General features: G+C 62.8%; 20 protein-coding genes and 1 pseudogene. 9 read left to right on the forward strand and 12 right to left on the reverse strand.

Annotation, left to right across the window (positions count from 1 at the left end; translation table 11 throughout):
* Window positions 1–36 precede the first annotated feature (36 nt).
* On the reverse strand, window positions 37–1,830 hold the full coding sequence (locus GY791_04665) for a long-chain fatty acid--CoA ligase (protein ID MCP4327714.1): 1,794 nt from the start codon (window positions 1,828–1,830) through the stop codon (window positions 37–39).
* A 121-nt stretch (window positions 1,831–1,951) separates the two neighbouring features.
* On the opposite strand from GY791_04665, the gene GY791_04670 reads away from it, so the two are divergent.
* Genes GY791_04670 through GY791_04680 form a run of 3 tightly spaced genes read left to right on the forward strand, consistent with a single transcriptional unit; the run spans window position 1,952 to window position 5,368 of the window.
* Entirely contained in the window at window positions 1,952–3,757 is a 1,806-nt protein-coding gene (locus tag GY791_04670) for a M3 family oligoendopeptidase (GenBank protein MCP4327715.1), read from the forward strand.
* Complete coding sequence (locus tag GY791_04675; GenBank protein ID MCP4327716.1) at window positions 3,754–5,118, forward strand: AarF/ABC1/UbiB kinase family protein; 1,365 nt, start codon at window positions 3,754–3,756, stop codon at window positions 5,116–5,118. The genes GY791_04670 and GY791_04675 overlap by 4 nt, the downstream gene beginning before the upstream one ends.
* A gap of 40 nt (window positions 5,119–5,158) precedes the next feature.
* On the forward strand, window positions 5,159–5,368 hold the full coding sequence (locus GY791_04680) for a DUF3565 domain-containing protein (protein ID MCP4327717.1): 210 nt from the start codon (window positions 5,159–5,161) through the stop codon (window positions 5,366–5,368).
* 35 nt (window positions 5,369–5,403) lie between these two features.
* Here the strand turns inward: GY791_04680 and GY791_04685 are convergent, their stop codons facing one another.
* Complete coding sequence (locus GY791_04685) at window positions 5,404–6,051, reverse strand: cysteine hydrolase (GenBank protein ID MCP4327718.1); 648 nt, start codon at window positions 6,049–6,051, stop codon at window positions 5,404–5,406.
* Between the two features lie 312 nt (window positions 6,052–6,363).
* On the opposite strand from GY791_04685, the pseudogene GY791_04690 reads away from it, so the two are divergent.
* Window positions 6,364–6,930: pseudogene (locus GY791_04690) on the forward strand (glycosyltransferase).
* A gap of 859 nt (window positions 6,931–7,789) precedes the next feature.
* On the opposite strand, the gene GY791_04695 reads toward GY791_04690, so the two are convergent.
* From GY791_04695 to rpsU, 3 genes are all read right to left on the reverse strand, one after another.
* Window positions 7,790–9,454 (reverse strand): DUF427 domain-containing protein, encoded by a 1,665-nt coding sequence (locus GY791_04695; protein ID MCP4327719.1) that lies wholly within the window; start codon window positions 9,452–9,454, stop codon window positions 7,790–7,792.
* Window positions 9,455–9,859: 405 nt separating this feature from the next.
* Window positions 9,860–10,288, reverse strand: coding sequence for a hypothetical protein (locus GY791_04700; protein ID MCP4327720.1), 429 nt, complete (start codon window positions 10,286–10,288; stop codon window positions 9,860–9,862).
* A 240-nt stretch (window positions 10,289–10,528) separates the two neighbouring features.
* The gene (rpsU, locus tag GY791_04705) at window positions 10,529–10,732 is read right to left on the reverse strand and encodes a 30S ribosomal protein S21 (protein ID MCP4327721.1); all 204 of its coding nucleotides are present in this window, start codon (window positions 10,730–10,732) and stop codon (window positions 10,529–10,531) included.
* Window positions 10,733–10,884: 152 nt separating this feature from the next.
* Between rpsU and def the strand changes: the two genes are divergently transcribed.
* A complete protein-coding gene (gene def, locus GY791_04710) occupies window positions 10,885–11,445 on the forward strand; it encodes a peptide deformylase (protein ID MCP4327722.1) in 561 nt (186 codons plus the stop codon).
* Window positions 11,432–12,073, forward strand: a complete 642-nt coding sequence (locus tag GY791_04715) for a COQ9 family protein (GenBank protein ID MCP4327723.1) — start codon at window positions 11,432–11,434, stop codon at window positions 12,071–12,073. Before def ends, GY791_04715 begins: the two co-directional genes overlap by 14 nt.
* Here the strand turns inward: GY791_04715 and GY791_04720 are convergent.
* The 3 genes from GY791_04720 to GY791_04730 form a co-directional block, all read right to left on the reverse strand.
* Window positions 12,070–13,185, reverse strand: coding sequence for a 5-(carboxyamino)imidazole ribonucleotide synthase (locus tag GY791_04720; GenBank protein ID MCP4327724.1), 1,116 nt, complete (start codon window positions 13,183–13,185; stop codon window positions 12,070–12,072). The genes GY791_04715 and GY791_04720 overlap by 4 nt on opposite strands.
* Window positions 13,182–13,685 (reverse strand): 5-(carboxyamino)imidazole ribonucleotide mutase, encoded by a 504-nt coding sequence (purE, locus tag GY791_04725; GenBank protein ID MCP4327725.1) that lies wholly within the window; start codon window positions 13,683–13,685, stop codon window positions 13,182–13,184. Before purE ends, GY791_04720 begins: the two co-directional genes overlap by 4 nt.
* Window positions 13,686–13,761: 76 nt before the next feature.
* The gene (locus GY791_04730) at window positions 13,762–13,968 is read right to left on the reverse strand and encodes a DUF465 domain-containing protein (GenBank protein ID MCP4327726.1); all 207 of its coding nucleotides are present in this window, start codon (window positions 13,966–13,968) and stop codon (window positions 13,762–13,764) included.
* 175 nt (window positions 13,969–14,143) lie between these two features.
* Between GY791_04730 and GY791_04735 the strand changes: the two genes are divergently transcribed.
* The gene (locus tag GY791_04735; protein MCP4327727.1) at window positions 14,144–14,695 is read left to right on the forward strand and encodes a TIGR02444 family protein; all 552 of its coding nucleotides are present in this window, start codon (window positions 14,144–14,146) and stop codon (window positions 14,693–14,695) included.
* Window positions 14,696–14,740: 45 nt separating this feature from the next.
* Here the strand turns inward: GY791_04735 and GY791_04740 are convergent, their stop codons facing one another.
* Window positions 14,741–15,046: a hypothetical protein gene (locus tag GY791_04740; protein ID MCP4327728.1), complete on the reverse strand. Its 306-nt coding sequence runs from the start codon at window positions 15,044–15,046 to the stop codon at window positions 14,741–14,743.
* 350 nt (window positions 15,047–15,396) lie between these two features.
* Window positions 15,397–16,434 carry a hypothetical protein gene (locus GY791_04745; protein ID MCP4327729.1) on the reverse strand — a complete coding sequence of 346 codons (1,038 nt, stop codon included), beginning with the start codon at window positions 16,432–16,434 and terminating at the stop codon, window positions 15,397–15,399.
* A 242-nt stretch (window positions 16,435–16,676) separates the two neighbouring features.
* On the opposite strand from GY791_04745, the gene GY791_04750 reads away from it, so the two are divergent.
* Window positions 16,677–17,189 (forward strand): SgcJ/EcaC family oxidoreductase, encoded by a 513-nt coding sequence (locus GY791_04750; protein MCP4327730.1) that lies wholly within the window; start codon window positions 16,677–16,679, stop codon window positions 17,187–17,189.
* Window positions 17,190–17,211: 22 nt separating this feature from the next.
* Here the strand turns inward: GY791_04750 and GY791_04755 are convergent, their stop codons facing one another.
* On the reverse strand, window positions 17,212–17,811 hold the full coding sequence (locus tag GY791_04755; protein MCP4327731.1) for a UbiX family flavin prenyltransferase: 600 nt from the start codon (window positions 17,809–17,811) through the stop codon (window positions 17,212–17,214).
* Between the two features lie 270 nt (window positions 17,812–18,081).
* Here GY791_04755 and GY791_04760 point away from each other — a divergent pair, with 270 nt between their 5' ends.
* A complete protein-coding gene (locus GY791_04760; GenBank protein ID MCP4327732.1) occupies window positions 18,082–18,249 on the forward strand; it encodes a DUF465 domain-containing protein in 168 nt (55 codons plus the stop codon).
* Between the two features lie 45 nt (window positions 18,250–18,294).
* Here the strand turns inward: GY791_04760 and GY791_04765 are convergent, their stop codons facing one another.
* Window positions 18,295–19,884 (reverse strand): AMP-binding protein, encoded by a 1,590-nt coding sequence (locus GY791_04765; GenBank protein ID MCP4327733.1) that lies wholly within the window; start codon window positions 19,882–19,884, stop codon window positions 18,295–18,297.
* Window positions 19,885–19,889 lie beyond the last annotated feature (5 nt).

The raw sequence follows: 19,889 nt of genomic DNA on the forward strand, positions 1-19,889 counted from the left end.
TCGGCGGCTTCTCCGATACCACGATTCCGGCGGCGTCTATTTCCCGTAGAGGGCGTCGAGCTGCGGCCCGTATTCGGCGCGGACGACGTGTCGCCGTATCTTCAAGGTCGGCGTCATCATGTTGTTTTCGACCGTGAAAGGGTCCGGTGCGATGAGGAACCGTCGTACTTTCTCGATCGACGACATTTCGCCGTTGACCCGATCGATCGCCGCCGCGACGACGTCCCTGAAACCGGGATCGTCGGCGAGAACGGCGAGGTCGGCAGGCATGCCATTCGCTTTCGACCAGCTCTCGACGATTTCCGATTCCGGGACGATCAAAGCCACCAGGTACGGCCGCCGATCGCCGTAGACCATCGCCTGGCTGATCTCCGGCTGCAGGGTCAGAAACCCCTCGACGCGCTGCGGCGACACGTTATCGCCGCCGGAATTGACGATCAGGTCCTTCTTGCGGTCGGTGACCTGGATATAGCCGTCCTCGTCGATGCGGCCGACGTCGCCGGTATGGAGCCAATCGTCGCGAATGGTCGCCGCCGTCGATTCGGGATCGTTCCAATAACCCTGCATGACCAGTTCACCGCGGATGAGAATTTCTCCGTCGTCGGCGGTCCGCACTTCGACACCGGTGAGCGGCGGCCCGACGGTGTGCAGTTTGAGCTTCTCGACCGGGTTGCAGCTGACGATGGGCGCCGCCTCGGTCTGACCATAGCCCTGCAGCAGACGCACGCCGAGCGCGGTAAAGAAGCGGCCGACCTCGTAGTTGAGCGGGGCCCCGCCCGAGACGAAGAACTTGAGCCGACCGCCAAACCGCTCGCGCACCTTCTTGCGCACGAGTAGATCGAGGATATTATCGACGATTCGTTCGAGCAGGGTTAGGCCGTCCGCGTTCTCATAGCGTTTGGAACCGAGGATGACGGCGCGCTCGAAAAGGCGCTCCTTGACGCCGCCGCTGCGTTTCAGCTGGGTCCTGATGCGTTGCAGGATGGTCTCGTAGAGGCGCGGCACCGCGGTCATGATCGTTGGCCGTGCCTCGGCCATGTTGGCGACCAGGCTCTCGACACCCTCGGCGTAGTAGATTTGGGCGCCGATACAAATCGGAAGGAACTGCCCCGCGGTGTGCTCGTAGGCATGGGATAGCGGCAGGAAGCAGAGGAAGACCTCGGAATCGATCGCGACGTGCTTCTTGAAGATGTTGAACGCGCCGTCGCAGTTCGAAATCACCGCGCCGTGGCTGAGCATGACGCCCTTGGGCGAGCCGCCGGTGCCGGAAGTGTGAATGATGCAGCACGTATCGGTGCGCTCGATGCGACCGACCGCGTCGGACAGATCGTCCGGCTGCGCCGCCCCCTTGGCCTTGATTTCGTCCCAGCCGAAAACGGTTGGGCCGATATCCTGGTGCAATTCGAGGGGCTCCATCGAGATCACGGAATCGACGCTCTGCGCCGTGTGGGCCGCCGGCAAAAGGGCGCGCGCCAACTTTCGGTCGGATACGAAAACCGCCTTGGCGCCGCTGTTGTTGAGGATGTGGAGGTGGTCTTCGACGGTGTTGGTCGTGTAGGCCGGTACGGTGATAGCGCCGCACGCCATGATGGCGCAATCGGCGATCAGCCACTTCGGTTGGTTTTCGGCGACCAGGGCGACGCGGTCGCCGGGCTCGATTCCAATCGCCTTGAGACCACGATAGATGTTGCTGATTTCGTCGCGGACTTCGATCCAGCTCTGCGGGGAATAGTTTCCATCTCGCTTCGACCATAGGAAGGGCCGGTCGCCCAGGCGCCCGACGGAATCGAGAAGAAGCGAGAGCAGGTTGGGTGCTTGCTCGAAACTCATGAGCCGCAATCTCGTGCCATTTCGTTCGTCGGGCCCCGCGCTTCCGGGTTCTGGTCGTCAGTTCCCGCTTGGTTGGCCGACAATCCAGTCCTATATCCGATGAGAACTCAAGGAGGAACTGATGACCGTCACACCCGCCGCCACCCGATCGCCCGATCTCGGCACCTTGCCCGAATGGGATCTGAGCGATCTCTACCCGGGGCCGGAGTCGACGGAATTGCAAAATGCCCTCGCGCGCGCGCGCGATGACGCCAAAGCCTTTCGCGACCGTTACCGCGGCCGTCTCGAATCCCTCAGCGGTGATGACCTGGCCGCGGCGATCGCCGCCTACGAAGCGATCGAGGAAGTCCTCGGCCGGGTCATGAGTTTTGCCGGCCTGCGTTACGCGGCCGACGTCGCCGATCCGGACCGGGCGCGGTTCAATCAGGACATGCAGGAAGCGGTCACCGATATCTCCACCCAATTGTTGTTTTTCACCCTCGAGATCAACCGGCTCGGCGATGCCGTCATGGAGGGCAAGCTCGAGTCGCCGGAGTTGCGGCATTACGCGCCCTGGATCCGGGACGTTCGGGCGTTCCGCGATCATCAGCTGGCCGACGACATGGAGGAGCTCCTGCATGAGAAATCGGTCGCCGGGCGCGCCGCCTGGGTCCGCCTTTTCGACGAGACGATCGCGGCGCTGCGGTTTCCGGTCTACGACCGGGAGCTGACCAGCCAGGAAGTGCTCAATCTGCTGACCGACACGGACGAAAATGTGCGGCAGCAGGCGGCCGAATCCATCGGCCGGGTACTCGGCGTCCATGCCCGGACCTTTGCCCTGATCACCAATACGCTGGCCAAGGACAAGGAGATCGAGGACCGGTGGCGCCACTATCCAAGGCCGGTATCGTCGCGGAACCTGGTCAACCAGGTCGAGGATGAGGTCGTCGATGCCCTGGTCGCGGCCACGCGCGCCTCGTACCCCCGCCTCTCGCACCGCTACTACGCGCTCAAGGCCAGGTGGCTGGGCAAGGATCGGCTCGCCTATTGGGATCGCAACGCGCCGTTGCCGGAGAGCGAGGACCGGCTCATCCCATGGCCCGCAGCCGCGGACATCGTGCTCGGCGCCTATGGCGCGTTTTCGGGCGAGATGGCGGATATCGGCCGGCGCTTTTTCGGCACCGGGTGGATCGATGCGCCGGTAAGGCCGGGCAAGTCGCCGGGAGCCTTCTCCCACTCCACCGTGCCCAGCGTGCACCCCTATATCCTGGTCAACTACCAGGGCAAGACCCGCGACGTCATGACCGTAGCCCACGAATTGGGCCATGGCGTTCACCAGGTGTTGGCGGCTCCGCAAGGATTGTTGCTGGCCGATACGCCGTTGACCCTCGCCGAGACGGCATCGGTGTTCGGCGAGATGCTGACTTTCCAGGCATTGTTACGCGCGACCGATGACGCGGCCCGTCGCCGCGCCCTGATCGCCGCCAAGGTCGAGGACATGCTGAACACGGTGGTCCGGCAGATCGCTTTCCACGAGTTCGAGCGCAAGGTCCATGACGAGCGTCGCGCGGGCGAATTGTCGATCGATCGTCTCAACGAGATATGGTTCGAGGTCCAAGGCGAGAGCCTGGGCCCGGCGATCGAACTGGATGGCGATTATCGCTACTATTGGACCTATATTCCGCACTTCATCCATTCGCCGTTCTACGTCTACGCCTATGCCTTCGGCGATTGCCTGGTGAATGCGCTTTATGCCGTCTATCAGGAATCGGAATCGGGCTTCGCCGACAGGTACCTGGATATGTTGCGTGCGGGCGGCACGAAGCGGCATCGCGAACTGCTCGAGCCGTTCGGCCTCGATGCCGGGGATCCGGCGTTCTGGCAGCGCGGACTCGGCGTCGTCGAACAATTGATCGATGAGCTGGAAGCGCTCGACGGGGCCGTGTGAGCGACGATCCGGCGGACGACGGCGACCCGCTCTCCGGCGAGGATGACAGCCTTGGCGGTCGGGTTCGCCGTTATGCCCAGGTCGGCACCGCAGTCGGTACACTCGCGGCGCGCCTGGCCGGCCAGCGTTTCTTCGGCGTGTCGATCGACCGCGGCCTGCACGCCAAGGAGTTGACCACCGCGCTCGGCGGACTCAAGGGGCCGTTGATGAAGGTCGCTCAGTTGATGAGCACGATCCCCGATATGCTGCCCGGCGAGTACGCCGAACAGTTCACCGAACTGCAGTCGAATGCCCCGGCCATGGGGTGGGTCTTCGTCCGCCGCCGCATGGCGACCGAACTCGGTGGCGATTGGCAGAAGCGGTTTGCGTCATTCGGCCGCGAGGCCGCACGGGCGGCATCGCTCGGACAGGTCCATCGCGCCACAGGGCTCGATGGGCGGCAGCTCGCGTGCAAGCTGCAATACCCCGACATGGCGTCGGTCGTCGAAGCCGACCTGCGGCAGCTCCGCATCATTTTCTCGATCTACGAGCGCTACGACAAGGCGGTGTCGACCGGTGAAATCCACAAGGAGATTTCGGCCCGCCTGCGCGAGGAATTGGACTACGCCCGAGAGGGCCGGCACATGCGGCTCTATCAGCTCATGCTGGCCAAGGAGCCGGGGGTCTTCGTGCCCGAACCGGTCGACGAGTTGTCGACCGACCGCCTGCTGACGATGACCTGGCTCGATGGCGAACCGCTGCTCGATTTCGTCGATTCCCACCAGGACATGCGCAATGCCGTCGCCTACAACATGTTCCGCGCCTGGTACGTGCCGTTCTACGATTACGGCGTGATCCATGGCGACCCGCATCTCGGCAACTACACCGCGCGCCGCGACGGCACGGTCAACCTGCTCGATTTCGGCTGTATCCGCGTCTTTCCCCCGTCCTTCGTCGGCGGCGTGATCGATCTCTATCATGCGTTGCGCGACGACGATCAGGACCTGGCGGTGCATGCATACGAGACTTGGGGTTTCCGCGATCTCGGCAAGGACGTGATCGAAGTGCTCAACCTGTGGGCGCGGTTCGTCTACGCGCCGCTGATGGAGGACAAGGTGCGCCGCATTCAGGCCGAACAGGGCACCGTCTACGGCGCCCGAGTCGCCGAAAAGGTGCATAGCGAGCTGCGCCGGCTCGGCGGCGTCATGCCGCCGCGGGAGTTCGTCTTGATGGACCGCGCGGCGATCGGTCTCGGCTCGGTCTTCCTGCGCCTCAATGCGGAGATCAATTGGTACCGGATGTTCCACGAACTGATCGGCGACTTCGACCTTTCCGCCTTGGCGAAGCGTCAGAAATCCGCCTTGAAAAAGGTCGGGCTGTGAGCGGTTGGGCGTCGCGTCGCGACCGCAATCGTTGATCCCCATGCGACGGCGCATCGTCGGTTTCCACCGTGACGAGGACGGCCATTGGGTGGCCGACCTCGATTGCGGCCATGCCCGCCACGTTCGCCACCATCCGCCGATGGCCGAGCGCCCCTGGGTGCTGACCGAGGATGGCCGCGAGGCCAAGATCGGCGCGGTCGTCGATTGCATAACCTGCGACGATGACGCAACGGGTGCCGGCGGGGATTGATCGCCTATGCGATGCTCCCGGCCTCCGCTCCCGTCTTAAGCTGGGATTTCCTTGCCGGCGATCATCGTTCCTTCGGTCAACGATCGTGCAACCTCGTCCGCCTCCGACACCCAGCCGAAATGCGTCGCGATATCGTAGAGGCTTGATTCCTGTTCACGCGGTCCCGTCGCCGCGACACAGTCGTCCGGCACGACAATGCGGTAACCATGAAAGAACGCGTCGTGGGCGGTCGAGCGCACACAGATATTCGTAACCACCCCCATGACGACGACGGCGTCGACCTCCATGTCCTTCAAAGTGAGGTCGAGGTCGGTGTTGAAGAAGCCCGAAAAGCGTCGTTTGACGACGCGGATATCGCTGTCTTGTTGGTCCAGCGCGTCGACAATTTCGGCACCCCAGGTTCCTTCGATACAATGTGGTTCCCTTTTGAGAAACTCGCGGTCCCGCCGCATCTCGGGGCGGTGGCAATCATTGACGAACGCCACCGCGGCTCCACCCGCGCGAGCCGCAGCGATCACCGTATTCTGAGGCCCGTAGAGCCGCTCCGCGCCGGGCAACACCATGGCGCCGCCTTCACTGCAAAAATCGTTGAGCATGTCGACCACGAGTATGGCCGTGTGATGCGGCGACAGGATCAGTGTGTCATGGTCGTGACGATGAGCTGAAAAGGTGTCCTTCGGCATTTGCGTTCTCCCGACGGTTCCAGGACCGTAGTCTCATGCATATGCTTTTTGGGCTAGTTTGCGTTCTAAGTTTCAGCAAGGTGGCCTGCAATGGAGAAAGCGGTCTGGACTGATAGGCCGATGCTTCCCGAATAGCGCCTCCAACCGACCAAAGACGGTAGCAAATCCAACCCTTGAGGTCCATTTGACTCCTGGTTGGAACATGGCATGGCGATCTGGGGGCAGCCGTTGCCGAATGCGAGGACGCCCTATATACGTTGATTGCAGCCGCAGCCCACGGCGGATGACCGGAATCATGCCAAGTGAGAGACCATGAGCGTGCATCGAATCTTCATCGGCTACGACCCGCGCCAGCCGCTCGCCTATAACGTCGCGCAATTCTCGATTGCGCAGCGCGCCAGCGAACCGGTTTCGATCAGCCCGCTGATGATCCGCCAATTGCCGCTCACCCGCACCGGCCTGACCGCCTTCACGTTCAGCCGATTTCTCGTGCCGTGGCTCTGCGATTACGAGGGCTGGGCCCTGTTCATGGACTGCGACGTCATCGTCCTCGGCGACATCACCGAGCTCTTCGCTTTGGCCGACGACCGCTACGATGTCATGGTCGTCAAGAACCCGCGCTATTTCGAATGGCCCTCGGTGGCACTGTTCAATTGTCCGCGGTGCCGCACGTTGACACCCGAGTTCGTCGAGGATCCGGCGAACGTCCCGCTCGATCTCAAGACCTGGATCGACGAGGAACGCATCGGCGACCTTCCCGAAACGTGGAACCATCTGGTCGGTTACGATCCGCCCAGAGAGGGAGTCAGGCTGGCCCATTTCACCCAGGGCGCGCCGTTCTGGCCAGAGGTCGAAGGCTGCGAGTTTGAACTCGAGTGGTTCCGCGACCATCGCCGTATGAATCATGTCGAGCCGTGGGCCAGCATCATGGCGAAGTCGGTCCATGCCGCGAACGCCGGGGGGAGGCGGGTGGCCAATCTTCAGCTGCCCGACGGCGGGCGAGCGGCGGAGGCGGACCGTCAAGGCGTCTCGGCGGTGCCGCGCATCCCAACTCCGATTTTCGACCCTGAGTTGAGCCGTCATTCACCGAGCCCGCGCTACCGGGAATTGATCGCGCTCTACCGTGAAATGCATGAAATGGGCATGCCCGACCAGGGTCGATCGCCCGAGCAAACCTTCGACGGCGCCAGCCTCGGCACGCATGCCGCGCGCATCAAGACACTGGTCGACGCCCATCACACCGAAACCCTGCTCGACTACGGTGCCGGCAAGGCCAATTCTTACGACAACATCCCGATCAAAGCTCTGGACGGCGAAGTATTTCAAGGTCTTCGCCAATATTGGGGAATCGAAGATATCACCCTCTACGACCCCGCCTATGCACCCTACGACGCGGTCCCCGAGGGCCGCTTCGACGGCGTCATCTGTACCGACGTTCTCGAGCATTGCCCGGAACAGGATATGGGCTGGATCGTCGACGAACTGTTTGGCTATGCCAACAAATTCCTCTTCGCAAGCGTCGCCTGTTTCGCCGCGAAGAAGACGCTACCCACCGGCGAGAACTGCCACATTACGATCAAGGTGCCGGAATGGTGGACGGCGGTGTTTCGCGCCGCCGCCCGCAACTATCCCGATGTGCGTTGGACGCTGGCGCTCGGCGTCCCGACGCCGCGTGTCGATGCGGCCAATGAAGTCCAAGCGATCTTCGTCGACGGCTGACGCCGCTACACGCAGCACATCATGATGCGGTGACGGTCGCTGTTGGGTTTGCGGGAACTGCTGTCGATATGCCCAGATCGGGCGCGTCAGGCAACGAGAATATTTCGCGTTTGCCGCGTACGCCACGGAGTTCGTGTTCGCCGAGGGAAACCAGCTCGTGGTCGACGCTGCCTGCAATGGCCGAAGAAAGCAGCACGGGAACGCCAAGCGGCTTGGTCAGCGCTTCGATCCGGGATGCTTCGTTGACCGCCGGACCGATGACCGTAAAGTCGAGCCGCCCGACGGTGCCGATATTGCCGAACGTCAGATCGCCACGATGCAGCCCGGTGCCGAAAACCAGTGGCGGCTCGCCGCCGGCCACACGTTCGAGATTGTTGGCCGCCATTCGGGCTTGGGCATCGCGGACCGCGGCGAGAGCCCGGGCGCCGGCTTCCGGATTGGGCGTGTCGGGGTCGGTGATCGGAAAAATCGCCAGCACCGCGTCGCCGATGAATTTCAGAACCTCGCCGCCATGGTCGATGACCGCGCCGGCGACGGCGTCGAAATACTGATTGAGGGTCGCTAGAAAGTCCTCACGCGACAGCGATTCCGCCAGCGATGTCGAATTGCGCAAATCCGAAAACCAGATCACCGCATGCAGATTCTCCCCATCGCCGCGCTTGACGAGGCCGTTCATCACGCGCTCGCCCGCGTTGCGGCCGAGATAGGTTTTCATCAACGTCATCGACGAAACGCGATGGGCATGGGCTTCGAGTTGCCGACTGAGACTCGGCAGAATCTCGTAAATTTGTCCCAAATCGTCGGTCGAAAATCCGCCGCGCCGATCCGAGACCAGGGTCATGATATTGACCTGTCCGTCCGAGAAACGCAGCGGCATGGCCACGTAATCGGTGGCGCCTTCTTCGACCAGATCGACCAGGACCGGATAGTCGAGCCGCGGGTCGTCCCCTTCGAGCCGGCGGCGGATGCCGCCTTCGCCGTTGAGGATCGCGGCGAACGGACTGTCCTGGAAGGCCGCGGTTTGGACCGCCTCGTGCGAGGCCTCGTACTCAGAAATTCCGTCGACACCGCGCTGCCACGTATAGCCGCGGGCCACCAATTGAGGGTTCAGGGTGCGCACGAGCAGACGCAATCGCCACAGCGGAAATCCGTGTCTCACGAGGGCGTCTGCCAACCGCGCGACGAAATCCTTGGTCGTCTTCGCCTGCCAAGCTTCCTGAACCAGCCAATCGACGAACGGGTTGGATTTGGTCGACGAATCGTCGGCCGGTTGCTCGGCCAGCGCGCTGTCGCCGACGTACCAGGTGTCGACCGCGTTCCAGTCGAAGGCGATGTAGTCCTTGACCAATGCCGATTCGTCGAACGGCTCCTCATAACTCCAGGCGGCATTCGCGGCGGAACGGTCGCCGACGGTCAGCGTCCAATAGGAGGCGTCGCCCTTGAACGGGCAATTGGTGTGGTGGCTGCTGCGTTCCATGAGGTCCGTGCGGACGTCTTCGCGCGGGAAGTAATAGACCCACGGCAGCCGGGTCTCGCGCATGACCAGAGACCGCTCGCTGTCGGCCACAACGGTGCCGTTGACCACCGCCCGCACGCGGCTGGCGGCGGGTTCGATGACCACGCGATAGCCGGCGTGCGCCGGCTGCCGATCGGAGGCGGCGGCCATTTCCAAGACTTCCGGCATGGGCTCGATCCGTTCGAATGAATTTCGAAAAAGCGGGCAATACCGCGCCCGGTTACGGATCATAGATTGTGATCGGTTGGCGCTTTGTCCAGCGCCCAACGCGCCCTACTCGACCGGCGAATCCGCCGTCCGTCGCTCTTCTTCGGGGGTCTCGACCGCTTCGGTACCCTCCGCCGCTTCGGTACCCTCGGCTGCTTCGGTGCCCTCGACCGCTTCGGCGCCCTCGGCCGCTTCGGTGCCCTCACCGTCGTCGGCTCGGCGCTGCTCGGCGCGCGCGGCTTTGGCTTCGGCGCGCGCCGCCTTCTTGGCGGCCTTGGCCCGTTGGCGCTCCATTCTATCGAACTTGTAATTCGGTTTGCGTGCCATTCCTTCTCCTACGACTTGTTCGAACTTTCGGCGGTCGCCCTATCTGTCCCGGCGCGCCGTAATCCGATTTTCCAATTGCTGACGGAATTCGTCCTCGATTTCCTGATATTGCCGCATTTGCGCCGAACTCAAGATCGGCCGAAGCTTGTTTTCCGTTCTTTCATTGATCCCGTGCAGCTGTTTGATGAGGTCCCATTTTTGCCTCAGGGTCATGTACTTGGCCGATTTCAGGTCGCCCTGGAGCCCGAAATTTCCCAACACCTTCTCGCGTTCCTGGACGCTGGCGACGAGGATGGGTCGGACTTTCGATTTCTGTTCCGGTGTCAGATCGAGCCGGTCCTTGGCATCCTGAAGCTGCGTCAGCAGTCCGTCGAGTGACTGAGACGCGCTCGGCAGAGCCGGCGCCAAGATCAAGGCGACCGCCAGCGCGACATATTTTATCGTGTGCAATGGCCGAAGGTGCGTCATTTCCTGCCTTCTCCTTGTGCCCATGATCGCGCGCCGAATTCACGACCGCATTGGCGCTGTCGCGCCCTATCGCCGGTCGGGCTTGAGTATATCCGTGCCAAGCCGTTTTTGCTGCTGTGATTTGCGCCTGGCGCATGAAGCCGGCGTGGCGCGCCCGAATTCGGCGGCGAACGTGGGGAAAGAATCAAAAACGCCCGCCATCACGGACGGGCGTCCCGACGATGCTTTCCGACGAACGGTCTAATAGCCTTCGCGTTCCATTCGTTTGCGGGCCAGCTTGCGGGCGCGGCGAACCGCTTCCGCTTTTTCGCGGGCACGCTTTTCGGAGGGCTTCTCGTAACTGCGGCGGAGCTTCATTTCGCGAAAAATGCCTTCGCGCTGCATCTTCTTCTTGAGTGCGCGAAGGGCCTGATCGACATTGTTGTCGCGTACGATAACTTGCACGTCGAAACACCTCGTGAATTGTTCAAAGGCTGTTCGGACCACATCCCTTGAGGATGGGCGCGGTACATAACACACCGGCGTAGCCCTGTGAAGGGGGGAGTTCCCCGCGTCCGGCGCTTTATGTGGCGGCCGATAGGCCCTATATCCATGCCATGGCGATCCTGAAAATAGCCCGCATGGGGTACCCCATCCTACGCCAATCGGCGCTGCCGGTGGACGACCCGTCGGCGCCCGAGGTCCACGCGCTTGTCGCCGATATGGAGACGACATTGCGCGATAGCGGGGGTATCGGGCTGGCCGCGCCGCAGGTCCATGTGCCCTTGCGTCTTGTCATCCTGGAGGTTCCGGCCGAACGGTCGGGTGAGGATGCGATCCCGCTGATGACATTGATCAATCCCGAAATCGACGTTCTGAGCGACGAGCAGGAGCTCGGCTGGGAGGGCTGTCTGTCACTCCCCGATATGATCGGCGCGGTCCCGCGTTACACGCACATCCGGTATCGGGCCACTGGATTGGATGGCGAAACGATCGACCGCGAAGCCCGCGGCTATCATGCCCGCGTTATCCAGCACGAATGCGATCACCTCGACGGCGTGCTGTATCCGATGCGTATGGCCGATTTGTCGTTGTTCGGCTATGTCGAGGAGTTGGAAAAGGGGCGAGGTGCCGCGCCCGATCCGGTGCCGGAGGAGGAACCAGATGACCGACCGTGATATCCAGAACGCGGCGCTTCTCGAGGCGACGCTCGCCCACGTCCCCTTTGACGGCTGGACGGCGGCGGCGCTGAAACATGGCGCCCGGACGCTCGGTTTGAGCCGCGCCGATGTGCTGATCGCCTTTCCCGGCGGCGCCATCGACGCGCTCGAAGCATTCCTGCGCCGAGCGGACATTCACATGTTGGAGACGATGTCCGATCACGACCTCGATGCCATGCGCGTTCACGAGCGGGTCACCCTTGCGGTGCGGCTGCGCCTCGAAGCCAATGCGCCCTACCGAGAGGCCATTCGCCGCGGCCTATCGGTTTTGGCGCTGCCACAGAATATCGGGCTCGCCGCGCGCAGCCTCTATCGCACCGTCGACGCTATCTGGTACGCCGCCGGCGACCGCGCGACCGACTACAATTACTACACCAAGCGCATGCTCCTCGCTGGGGTCTATAGTTCGACCCTGATCTACTGGCTCGACGATTCGTCGGACGATTTCGCCGACAGTTGGGCCTTTCTCGACCGGCGTATCAAGGACGTGGGGCAGGTTCCGAAGGCGATCGGTCGGATCAAGAAGCTGGTCGATGGCCTGCCCGATCCGTTCCGCATGATGCGGCCGCGCCCGAGCCGGCGTTAGCAGTCAGAACGCCGGCGACTGGTGTCGGCGATCGGGAAAACCCGCGTGACGTGCCCCATCTTGCGCCCGGGCCGCGCCTCGCGCTTGCCATAGAGGTGGAGGTGGGCGCCGGCTTCGGCGAGGTAGAGGTGCCAGTCGTCGACGTCGTTGCCGAGCAAGTTGATCATTTCGGCGTCGGAATGGCGTTGCGTGGCGCCCAGAGGCAGGCCGCAGACGGCGCGGACAAACTGCTCGAACTGGCTTGTCGCGCAGGCGTCGATCGTCCAGTGGCCTGAATTGTGCGGCCGCGGGGCAATCTCGTTGACCAGGAGATGCCCGTCGCGGGCTACGAACAATTCGACCGCGAGAAGGCCGACAAGATCGAGGGCCTCGGCAATCCGTGCCGCGACCGCCTCGGCCTCCGCCGCCAGCTCCGGTGAGATCTTCGCCGGCGCCACGGTGGTGTGGAGAATGTGGTCGCGGTGCCGGTTCTCGACCGGGACATAGGACGCGACCGAGCCGTCGAGGCCGCGCGCAACGATCACCGAAGCCTCCATGACGAAATCGACAAAGCCCTCGAGGAGGCCTTCGTCGGAGCCCATCTCGGCCCAAGCGGCGGCGGCATGCGTATCGTCACCGATCATGACCTGGCCCTTGCCGTCATATCCGAACATGGTCGATTTGAGGACCACCGGACGACCGATTTCGGCCAGCGCGACGTCCAGGTCGGCGATCCCCGTCACGCCTCGATACGGGGCGGTCCGGGCGCCGTACCGGTTCAGAAACTCCTTCTCGCGCAATCGGTTTTGAGCCAGATAAAGCGGTGCCGGGCCCGGGCGCACCGGGACCGCTTGCTGCAGGAATTCGACGCTCGCCGCGGGGACGTTCTCGAATTCGTAGGTGACGACGTCGACGGCGGCGGCGAATCGGGCCAGCGCGGCACGGTCGTCATAGGCGGCGACCGTTGCCGTCGCCGCAACCTGCATGGCCGGGCTGTCCGCTTCCGGGCCATAGATGTGGCAGCGGTAGCCGAGCCGCGCCGCCGCGAGCGCGGTCATCCGGCCCAACTGTCCGCCGCCAAGGATGCCGATCGTGCCGCCGGGAGCGACGACGCCACGATCGGTGTCGGTCACGTCTTGTCCGCGGGTGTCTCCGCAACCGCCGCCGTCTGCCGCGCCCGCCAATCGTCAAGCGCGGCGGCGACAGCCTCATCGCCCAGCGCGACAATGGACCCGGCCAACAGGGCCGCGTTTTTGGCGCCGGCAACGCCAATCGCCAACGTCGCAACGGGAATACCGGCGGGCATCTGGACGATCGACAACAGACTGTCCAGTCCGTTGAGCGATTGGCTTTCGATGGGCACGCCGAGCACCGGCAGCGGCGTCATCGATGCGGTCATCCCGGGCAGGTGCGCGGCCCCGCCGGCGCCCGCGATGATGACCCGCAGTCCACGACCGCGTGCTTCCTTGGCATAAGCGTAAAGTCGGTCCGGCGTCCGGTGGGCGGAGATTATCCTCGTTTCATAGGCGACGCCAATGGCGTCAAGAACATCGGCCGCCGCCTTCATCGTTTTCCAGTCGGACTGGCTGCCCATGATAATGCCGACCGGAGGTGCTGATGCCGCTTCGTTCATGTGACAGGCGTCCCCTTGCGGAAAAGCGCGGGATTATACGTCCGTGCCCCGGTTTGGCAAGCAAGCGCCGCATCGGTCACGCGACTATGTCCGGGAAGAGCTGGTCTTCGAGCCGCTGAATCTCGTCCTTGAGGCGCAGCTTGCGTTTTTTCAGGCGCTGAATCTGGAGCTGGTCGAACGGTCCCTTCGAGGTCAGATTTCCAATGATATCATCGAGGTCGCGATGCTCGCTACGCAACCCGTCAAGGCGCCGATGCAAGGCTTGCGTATCCCGTTCGTCCATAGGCCGGTGTGATTATCGTAGGATCGGAAAGTGTAACAAAACTTCGCTCGAAGTGACAGCGCGGCCTCGATCCGATTGTCGGCTTCCGAGTCCGGCGATCCTCCTGCCGGCGGACTTGATGATGCGCCGAGGATCGGGGAAACTGTGCGCAAAAGGGGTTGCCGCCGCGATTCGGATGACTGATTTCCCACCCACCGAGTTCTGGGACTTTTCCCTGGCGGTCTATGGCCATGACGGCGTCGCGGAGGCTTGCCTCGGGTTTCAGGACAACTATGGCGTCGATGTCAATTTACTGTTGTTTTGCGCGTGGATGGGGGCCAGCGGGCGCGGCCATGTCGGTGGCCCGGATCTCTATGAGCTTTCCGACATGGTCGAAGATTGGCATCATTCGGTGGTCCGCTATCTGCGCACCCTGCGCACCGACCTTCGCGACGGACACGAACCGTTTCCCGACATACTCGTCGAGTCGGTGCGCCGGCGCTTACAAAAGGTCGAAATCGATACCGAACACGCGGAGCAGGTCGTTCTCGCCTCGTGGGCCGATGACCGGCCACCGCATGAAGTCAGCACCGAACAGGCACTGATCGACGCCGATTCCAACATGATGGTCTATCTCGGCGCGTTGACGCCGCGGCCTTCGACGGGCGATCACGAAAACGTCGAAATCATTCTGTCCGGGTGCGCCGCCTGGCTCTCGGACCGGGCCGAAGAGACGACCGCGACATGATCGCCGAAAACGTGCATACGTTTTTCCGTCGGCGCCATTCGCCCACTACCACGGCCTGACGAACAGCGCCCACAGAGCGGCGACAATGGTACCCCCGCCGGCGGCCGAGACGAGGACGATGGCCGCCCAAAAAGCGCGCGGCTGGGTGCGGCGCTGAATCACCGCGGTTTGGAACCTGATCTGTCCTTTCGCCACGCCGCCGCCGGCCATCGCCAATCCGAAACAGCCGAGGCACAGCGTGCTCAGACCAATGGCAAGGTTCTGCGAAACATCGTCTTCGGTGACCAGCAAGGCCAAACCGAAGATGACGAACAGAGCCGCACAGGCCCACATCACGCGGTCGAAAGACATCGCAAGACACTACTCGGTGGTTGGGCCCGAATTCGAGGAAGACGGGCGATGAGTCATAAAATGCACCTAATTTCCGCCGCTCACAATCGGGATGCACGCCGGTTTGGCAGGGCTTTCGGCACCGTCCCAAGATATCCGCCGATGCTCCATCGACCGCGGGTCGGAAGCTATGATTCTACGACGATCGATCGAATTCGCGGAAAGGCGCCATCATGTCGTGGCGGCGGTGCTTGGTACTCGTGTCCTTGATTCTGACCGTCGAGGGCGACTGGATGACGACATCACAGAAGGTTTCGATGAGTGACGAAACGGCGGTTAGGGAGGCGGTCGATCCGACAATTCTTCGAACCCTAACACGCGCGTAGTTTCCGCAGCGCGGATACAGCACTTTCGCCTTCGAGCGCCAGAAATTCCAATCGGGCCTTGATGGCGCGGCAAGTGGCTATCGCTTCGGGAAAGTCGGCATCGGTCCAGAATCGCTTGGCATTGTCCCAATAGCCGGCCGCATCGAGGAAAGACACGCCGAAATAGTAGGCATCGGAGGTTCGGTTGTAGAATGTCTGGTCGACGACGAACGAGCCGTCGGACGCCAGCGACTGGCTCACCGTCCAATGTACCAACTCGCCGATTTGCTGGGCGGTCAGAGCTTTTTCGGACTCACTCAATAGGGGCCAACCGAGAGCGAATATCCTGACGACATCGTAGTTGTTGTGATTGTTGTACCGGCCACGGTGCAGCCAGCCATATGGATAGTCCCTATCCTTGATTTCCAGTGTCGTGCGGACGATTCGATCCAGGTAATTCACTTGCCCGCGCCGATAGGCCACCGTGTGATACGTGAAACTTAGATCGGCGCTCCTATACAGCTTGCCCCGTGATATGTACCACGCACCCCAATAGCCTGCGCGCGAGTCCTGCCATGAGTCGAGGAAGCCCCGATAGACACCGGCCAGGCTATGGTCGATCCCAGGGCTCCGTCCATGTTCCCGATAGAGTCTACGCAGATTGGACTTGAATAGGACCTGTGAGACCACCGTCGTCGCGGCGCCGAGCTCGTCGCGATTGTCACGTCCGGTACTGGCAATTTCCGAAACACGAAGGGCCTCGAGGTAAGCGAGCAATGCATTTGGCGATGAAATTCGATCGAGAAAGCCCAAGTCGTGCTCGGGTGGCCTGCCTTGTTCGCTCAGTTCGTTGAGGCCGTCGAGGCCTCGTTGACGCACTTCGCGATTACGTTCGTAGTCCGCATCGTAGGCGATGAAATCTCTCAATATGAGGGCATCAAAATCGACGTCCGTCGCCGAGGTCGACTGCGCCCTGGCCGGATCGGCCGCGATCATTGACAACAGAGCGGACGCAATAAGCACAGCGACAAATCGATAGGACAATGGCGGACCTCCTCGGATTAGATATGTGAGCTTGTCCTGGCAGAAATAAGGCCCAAACCGTTCCGACGTTCAACACCCGGATTTCCTAGATGTATTTCTACTTCGATGACGTGCGTTGGTGAGGTCATCCGGTGAATGTCGAGGGGGCCCGGGCTGTCGGGCGAACCTTTGGTCGACCGGCTGCCGAACAGGGGTTAGAATTCCGCCGGTGTATATCCAATTGGTTGAATGGCACAATCCTGTTGAAACGGTGGGCTGTGGTGCTGGTGTTCGTGTTGCTGACGGGCGCTGCAGGCGCCGGCGGCGAAAAGATGGCGACGGACCAGGAGGATTCGATGGACGACGAAAAGGCGGTCAGGGACGCGGTCGATCAATGGTTCGTAGTCTTGAACGCGATGTTGAACGGCGATCCGAAACCCTTCGCGGAATTGTATTCGCACGCCGATGACGCCACCTATATGGGTGCCGAGGGCACCTTTCGGATCGGCTGGGACGCAATCCATGCCGACTGGACGGCGCAGGCCGAAAAGAGCTCTAGCGGCACTGTGGAAGGTCACGACATTCATATTGTCGTCGGCGGCGACATGGCGATGGCCGCGCACTACACCAAGGGCGCGGTCAAGCGGCCCGATGGGCAAATCGCGGAAAACCTCCTTCGGGAAACCAGCGTCTTCCGCAAGGAGGACGGCCAGTGGCGCATAATCGGCCATCACGCCGACGGACTTCCGTACTGGGAAAAAGCGTTCGACGAATAGGCAGCCGGGCACCCGGCCCAATCTAGCCGGTCTTCGACCTTTTGCGTTTGCCGCTGAGCTCGCCCCAGCGTCGGACCTTGCCGGTATCGATGCCGAAAAGATCGAGCACTCGGCCCACCGAATGGTCGAGGATGTCGTCGATCGATTGCGGCGCGGCATAGAAGGCCGGTAACGGCGGGGCCACGATCGCACCCATCTCGGAGACCGTCAGCATATTGCGCAGGTGGACGTTGTGGAACGGCGTCTCGCGCACCATCAACACCAGGCGGCGGCGCTCCTTGAGAACGACGTCGGCGGCGCGGGTCAGCAAATTCGAGGTTACACCCGAGGCAATCTCGCCGAGCGTTCGCATCGAACACGGGGCGATGACCATGCCCGAGGTCCGAAAGGACCCGCTCGATACGGCGGCGCCGACATCGTGCACCGGATAGACCCGATCGGCGAGGGCTCGAATGTCCGCCATCTTGCGATCCATCTCATAGGCGATGGTCAACTCCGCCGATTGTGAGACGATGAGGTGGGTTTCGATCGGCAGTGGTTTCAGCGTCTCGAGCATGCGGACGCCATAGGCCACGCCGGACGCGCCGCTGATCCCCACGATGAGCCTTGGATGTTCCGACATCATCGGTCTTTACCATGCGTCGCGGCGCAGGGTAAAGCGGGGCTGGCGACTCCCAAGAGCGCAATATTGTTGCGTTTTCAGGCTCCCGGGACCGGCAAAATTGACGACCGACCGGTGCCGGTTCTATCTTGAATCGGGAAATCGGGTCCAATCGCGGCGGTGCCGTTTACGCGCGAGGTCATCCCCTTGCAAAGGTCGGCGCCGGGCGCGCGGTAGATCACCGCGACTTTGGCCCGAGGACGACACAGTCCGAATTGGAGGGAGGACAGCGTGACGCAAGATGATCGGATCAGGGCTCTCCACGACAAGCATGCCGAACTCGAAGCCACCATCGAGGAAGAGGAGCGCCGCCCCATGCCGGATGCCGCCACTCTACAGGATTTGAAGCGGCAAAAACTGGCAATCAAGGATCAGATCGCGAATATGGAAGATCACTAACGAAACGGCGGTCGCCGCGATTCAGGCGCTGCGGTCGCCGGTAGTTTAGATTGTCTCGGTCAGGTGTTGCCGCGCCATTGCGCGCAATGTGCCGCGCTGGATTTTCACACCGTTGGGACTCTGCGTTACCGGAAAGGCGTCGATGGCGACGATCGCGGCCGGGACCTTGAACCCGGCAAGGTTCCGCCGGCATCGAGCCGTTAGCGCCGCGCCGTCGACGGCCGCTCCTTCGGTGGCGATCACAAAGGCGACGGCGCGCGGCCCGTCGCGCGTGTCGACGCCGACGACCTGGCATTCGGCAACGCTGGGGTGGTCGGTGATTTGTGTCTCGATTTCGGCCGGGCTGACGAGGTAGCCGCCGAGCCGCAGCACGTCGCCCATCCGCGAGAGGAACACGAACCCGCCATCGCCTGTCGTGTGGCCGAGGTCGCCCGTGCGCAGGAACCCGTCATCGGTCATGGCCGCAGCGGTCGCCTCGGGGTCGCGGTCATAGCCGCTCATCAGGCTCGGACCCGACACTTCGAGTTCACCGTTCTGGCCATGGGCGAGTGTCGCGCGCGACTCGGGATCGACGGCGCGTACCCGCGCGGTTTCCGCCGTCAGCAGGCCGCCAGCCAAGGCCCGTTCGGCCACCGGCCGCTCCGGCGGTTGCCGGGAAAACAGGGCCTGGACCTCGCTCATGCCATAGAGCCCGTGCAACCGCACACCATGCCGCTCGCCGTCAATGACGATGCCGCCGAGCGACGGGTCGAAGGCCGCGAAGCCGCAGGCCACGAGCGACCGCAGCGCAGTGCGGTCGCGGTCGGCGTCGAACAGGCGATGGAACATTTCGTCCGAGCCGTTGAAATGGGTGACATGGCATTCCCGTATCATGGCACAGGCCGCGGGGCCGTCGAACGCCGGCAACAGGATGGACGGCCGGCCCGCCGCCAGCCCCGCCATCATCTGGGCGTGGCCGAACGTTCCGCAGAGCGGAAGGGCCTGAAGCAGAACGCTGCCGGAGGCGGCATAGGCGAAGGCGCGCGACGTGTTTCCCGCGTGGGCGACCAACGACCGCTGGGCGTGGAGGACGAATTTCGGCGCCCGCGTCGTCCCCGAGGTGGTGAAGATCACGGCGCCGGCATCGGCGCCAACGCGGCCGTCGGCGAGCGGCGGCCGTTCGAACAGGTCGCTGTAGCGGATTGCCGGCCAGCTTAAATCCGCTGCTCCCGCACCGTCCTCTTCATAGAGGAGCAGGGTCTCGAGCGCGGGCAGGTCTTGGCGCGGGATGTCGGCGAGGATGCCGGGAAAATCGATGCCCTTGAATCCGGGCCAGAACGCCAGGATTTTAGCGTCCGAGCGGCCGACGATGTCGGCGACCTCGGCGCTGCGGAACCGCGTATTGACGGCGACCGCGATCGCGCCGAGACGGGCGCAGGCGAAAAACAGGACCGGCCATGCCGGCACGTTGGGCAGCCACAAGGCAACCCTGTCGCCGGCGGTCACGCCCAGGTCGGCGAGACCCTGGGCGGCGCGGCGGCTTTCCGCGGCAAGAGCGTGAAAGGAAATCGGTTCGTCGCGATAAACAAATGCCGGCGCCGCGCCGTAACGGGCCGCCAGGTTGTCGAGAAACGCCCATGCCGTGTCGCCGGGCATTGGCA

Source organism: Alphaproteobacteria bacterium (assembly GCA_024244705.1).
GTDB lineage: Bacteria > Pseudomonadota > Alphaproteobacteria > JAAEOK01 > JAAEOK01 > JAAEOK01.

Coding starts and splice junctions, on each gene's coding strand:
- GY791_04755 (MCP4327731.1), bottom strand. CDS start 17,811: ATGTCGGAACATCCAAGGCTCATCGTGGGGATCAGCGGCGCGTCCGGC.
- GY791_04685 (MCP4327718.1), bottom strand. CDS start 6,051: ATGCCGAAGGACACCTTTTCAGCTCATCGTCACGACCATGACACACTG.
- GY791_04700 (MCP4327720.1), bottom strand. CDS start 10,288: ATGACGCACCTTCGGCCATTGCACACGATAAAATATGTCGCGCTGGCG.
- GY791_04765 (MCP4327733.1), bottom strand. CDS start 19,884: ATGCCCGGCGACACGGCATGGGCGTTTCTCGACAACCTGGCGGCCCGT.
- GY791_04695 (MCP4327719.1), bottom strand. CDS start 9,454: ATGCCGGAAGTCTTGGAAATGGCCGCCGCCTCCGATCGGCAGCCGGCG.
- GY791_04680 (MCP4327717.1), top strand. CDS start 5,159: ATGCGACGGCGCATCGTCGGTTTCCACCGTGACGAGGACGGCCATTGG.
- purE (MCP4327725.1), bottom strand. CDS start 13,685: ATGAACGAAGCGGCATCAGCACCTCCGGTCGGCATTATCATGGGCAGC.
- GY791_04665 (MCP4327714.1), bottom strand. CDS start 1,830: ATGAGTTTCGAGCAAGCACCCAACCTGCTCTCGCTTCTTCTCGATTCC.
- GY791_04740 (MCP4327728.1), bottom strand. CDS start 15,046: ATGTCTTTCGACCGCGTGATGTGGGCCTGTGCGGCTCTGTTCGTCATC.
- GY791_04735 (MCP4327727.1), top strand. CDS start 14,144: ATGACTGATTTCCCACCCACCGAGTTCTGGGACTTTTCCCTGGCGGTC.
- def (MCP4327722.1), top strand. CDS start 10,885: ATGGCGATCCTGAAAATAGCCCGCATGGGGTACCCCATCCTACGCCAA.
- GY791_04670 (MCP4327715.1), top strand. CDS start 1,952: ATGACCGTCACACCCGCCGCCACCCGATCGCCCGATCTCGGCACCTTG.
- GY791_04715 (MCP4327723.1), top strand. CDS start 11,432: ATGACCGACCGTGATATCCAGAACGCGGCGCTTCTCGAGGCGACGCTC.
- GY791_04730 (MCP4327726.1), bottom strand. CDS start 13,968: ATGGACGAACGGGATACGCAAGCCTTGCATCGGCGCCTTGACGGGTTG.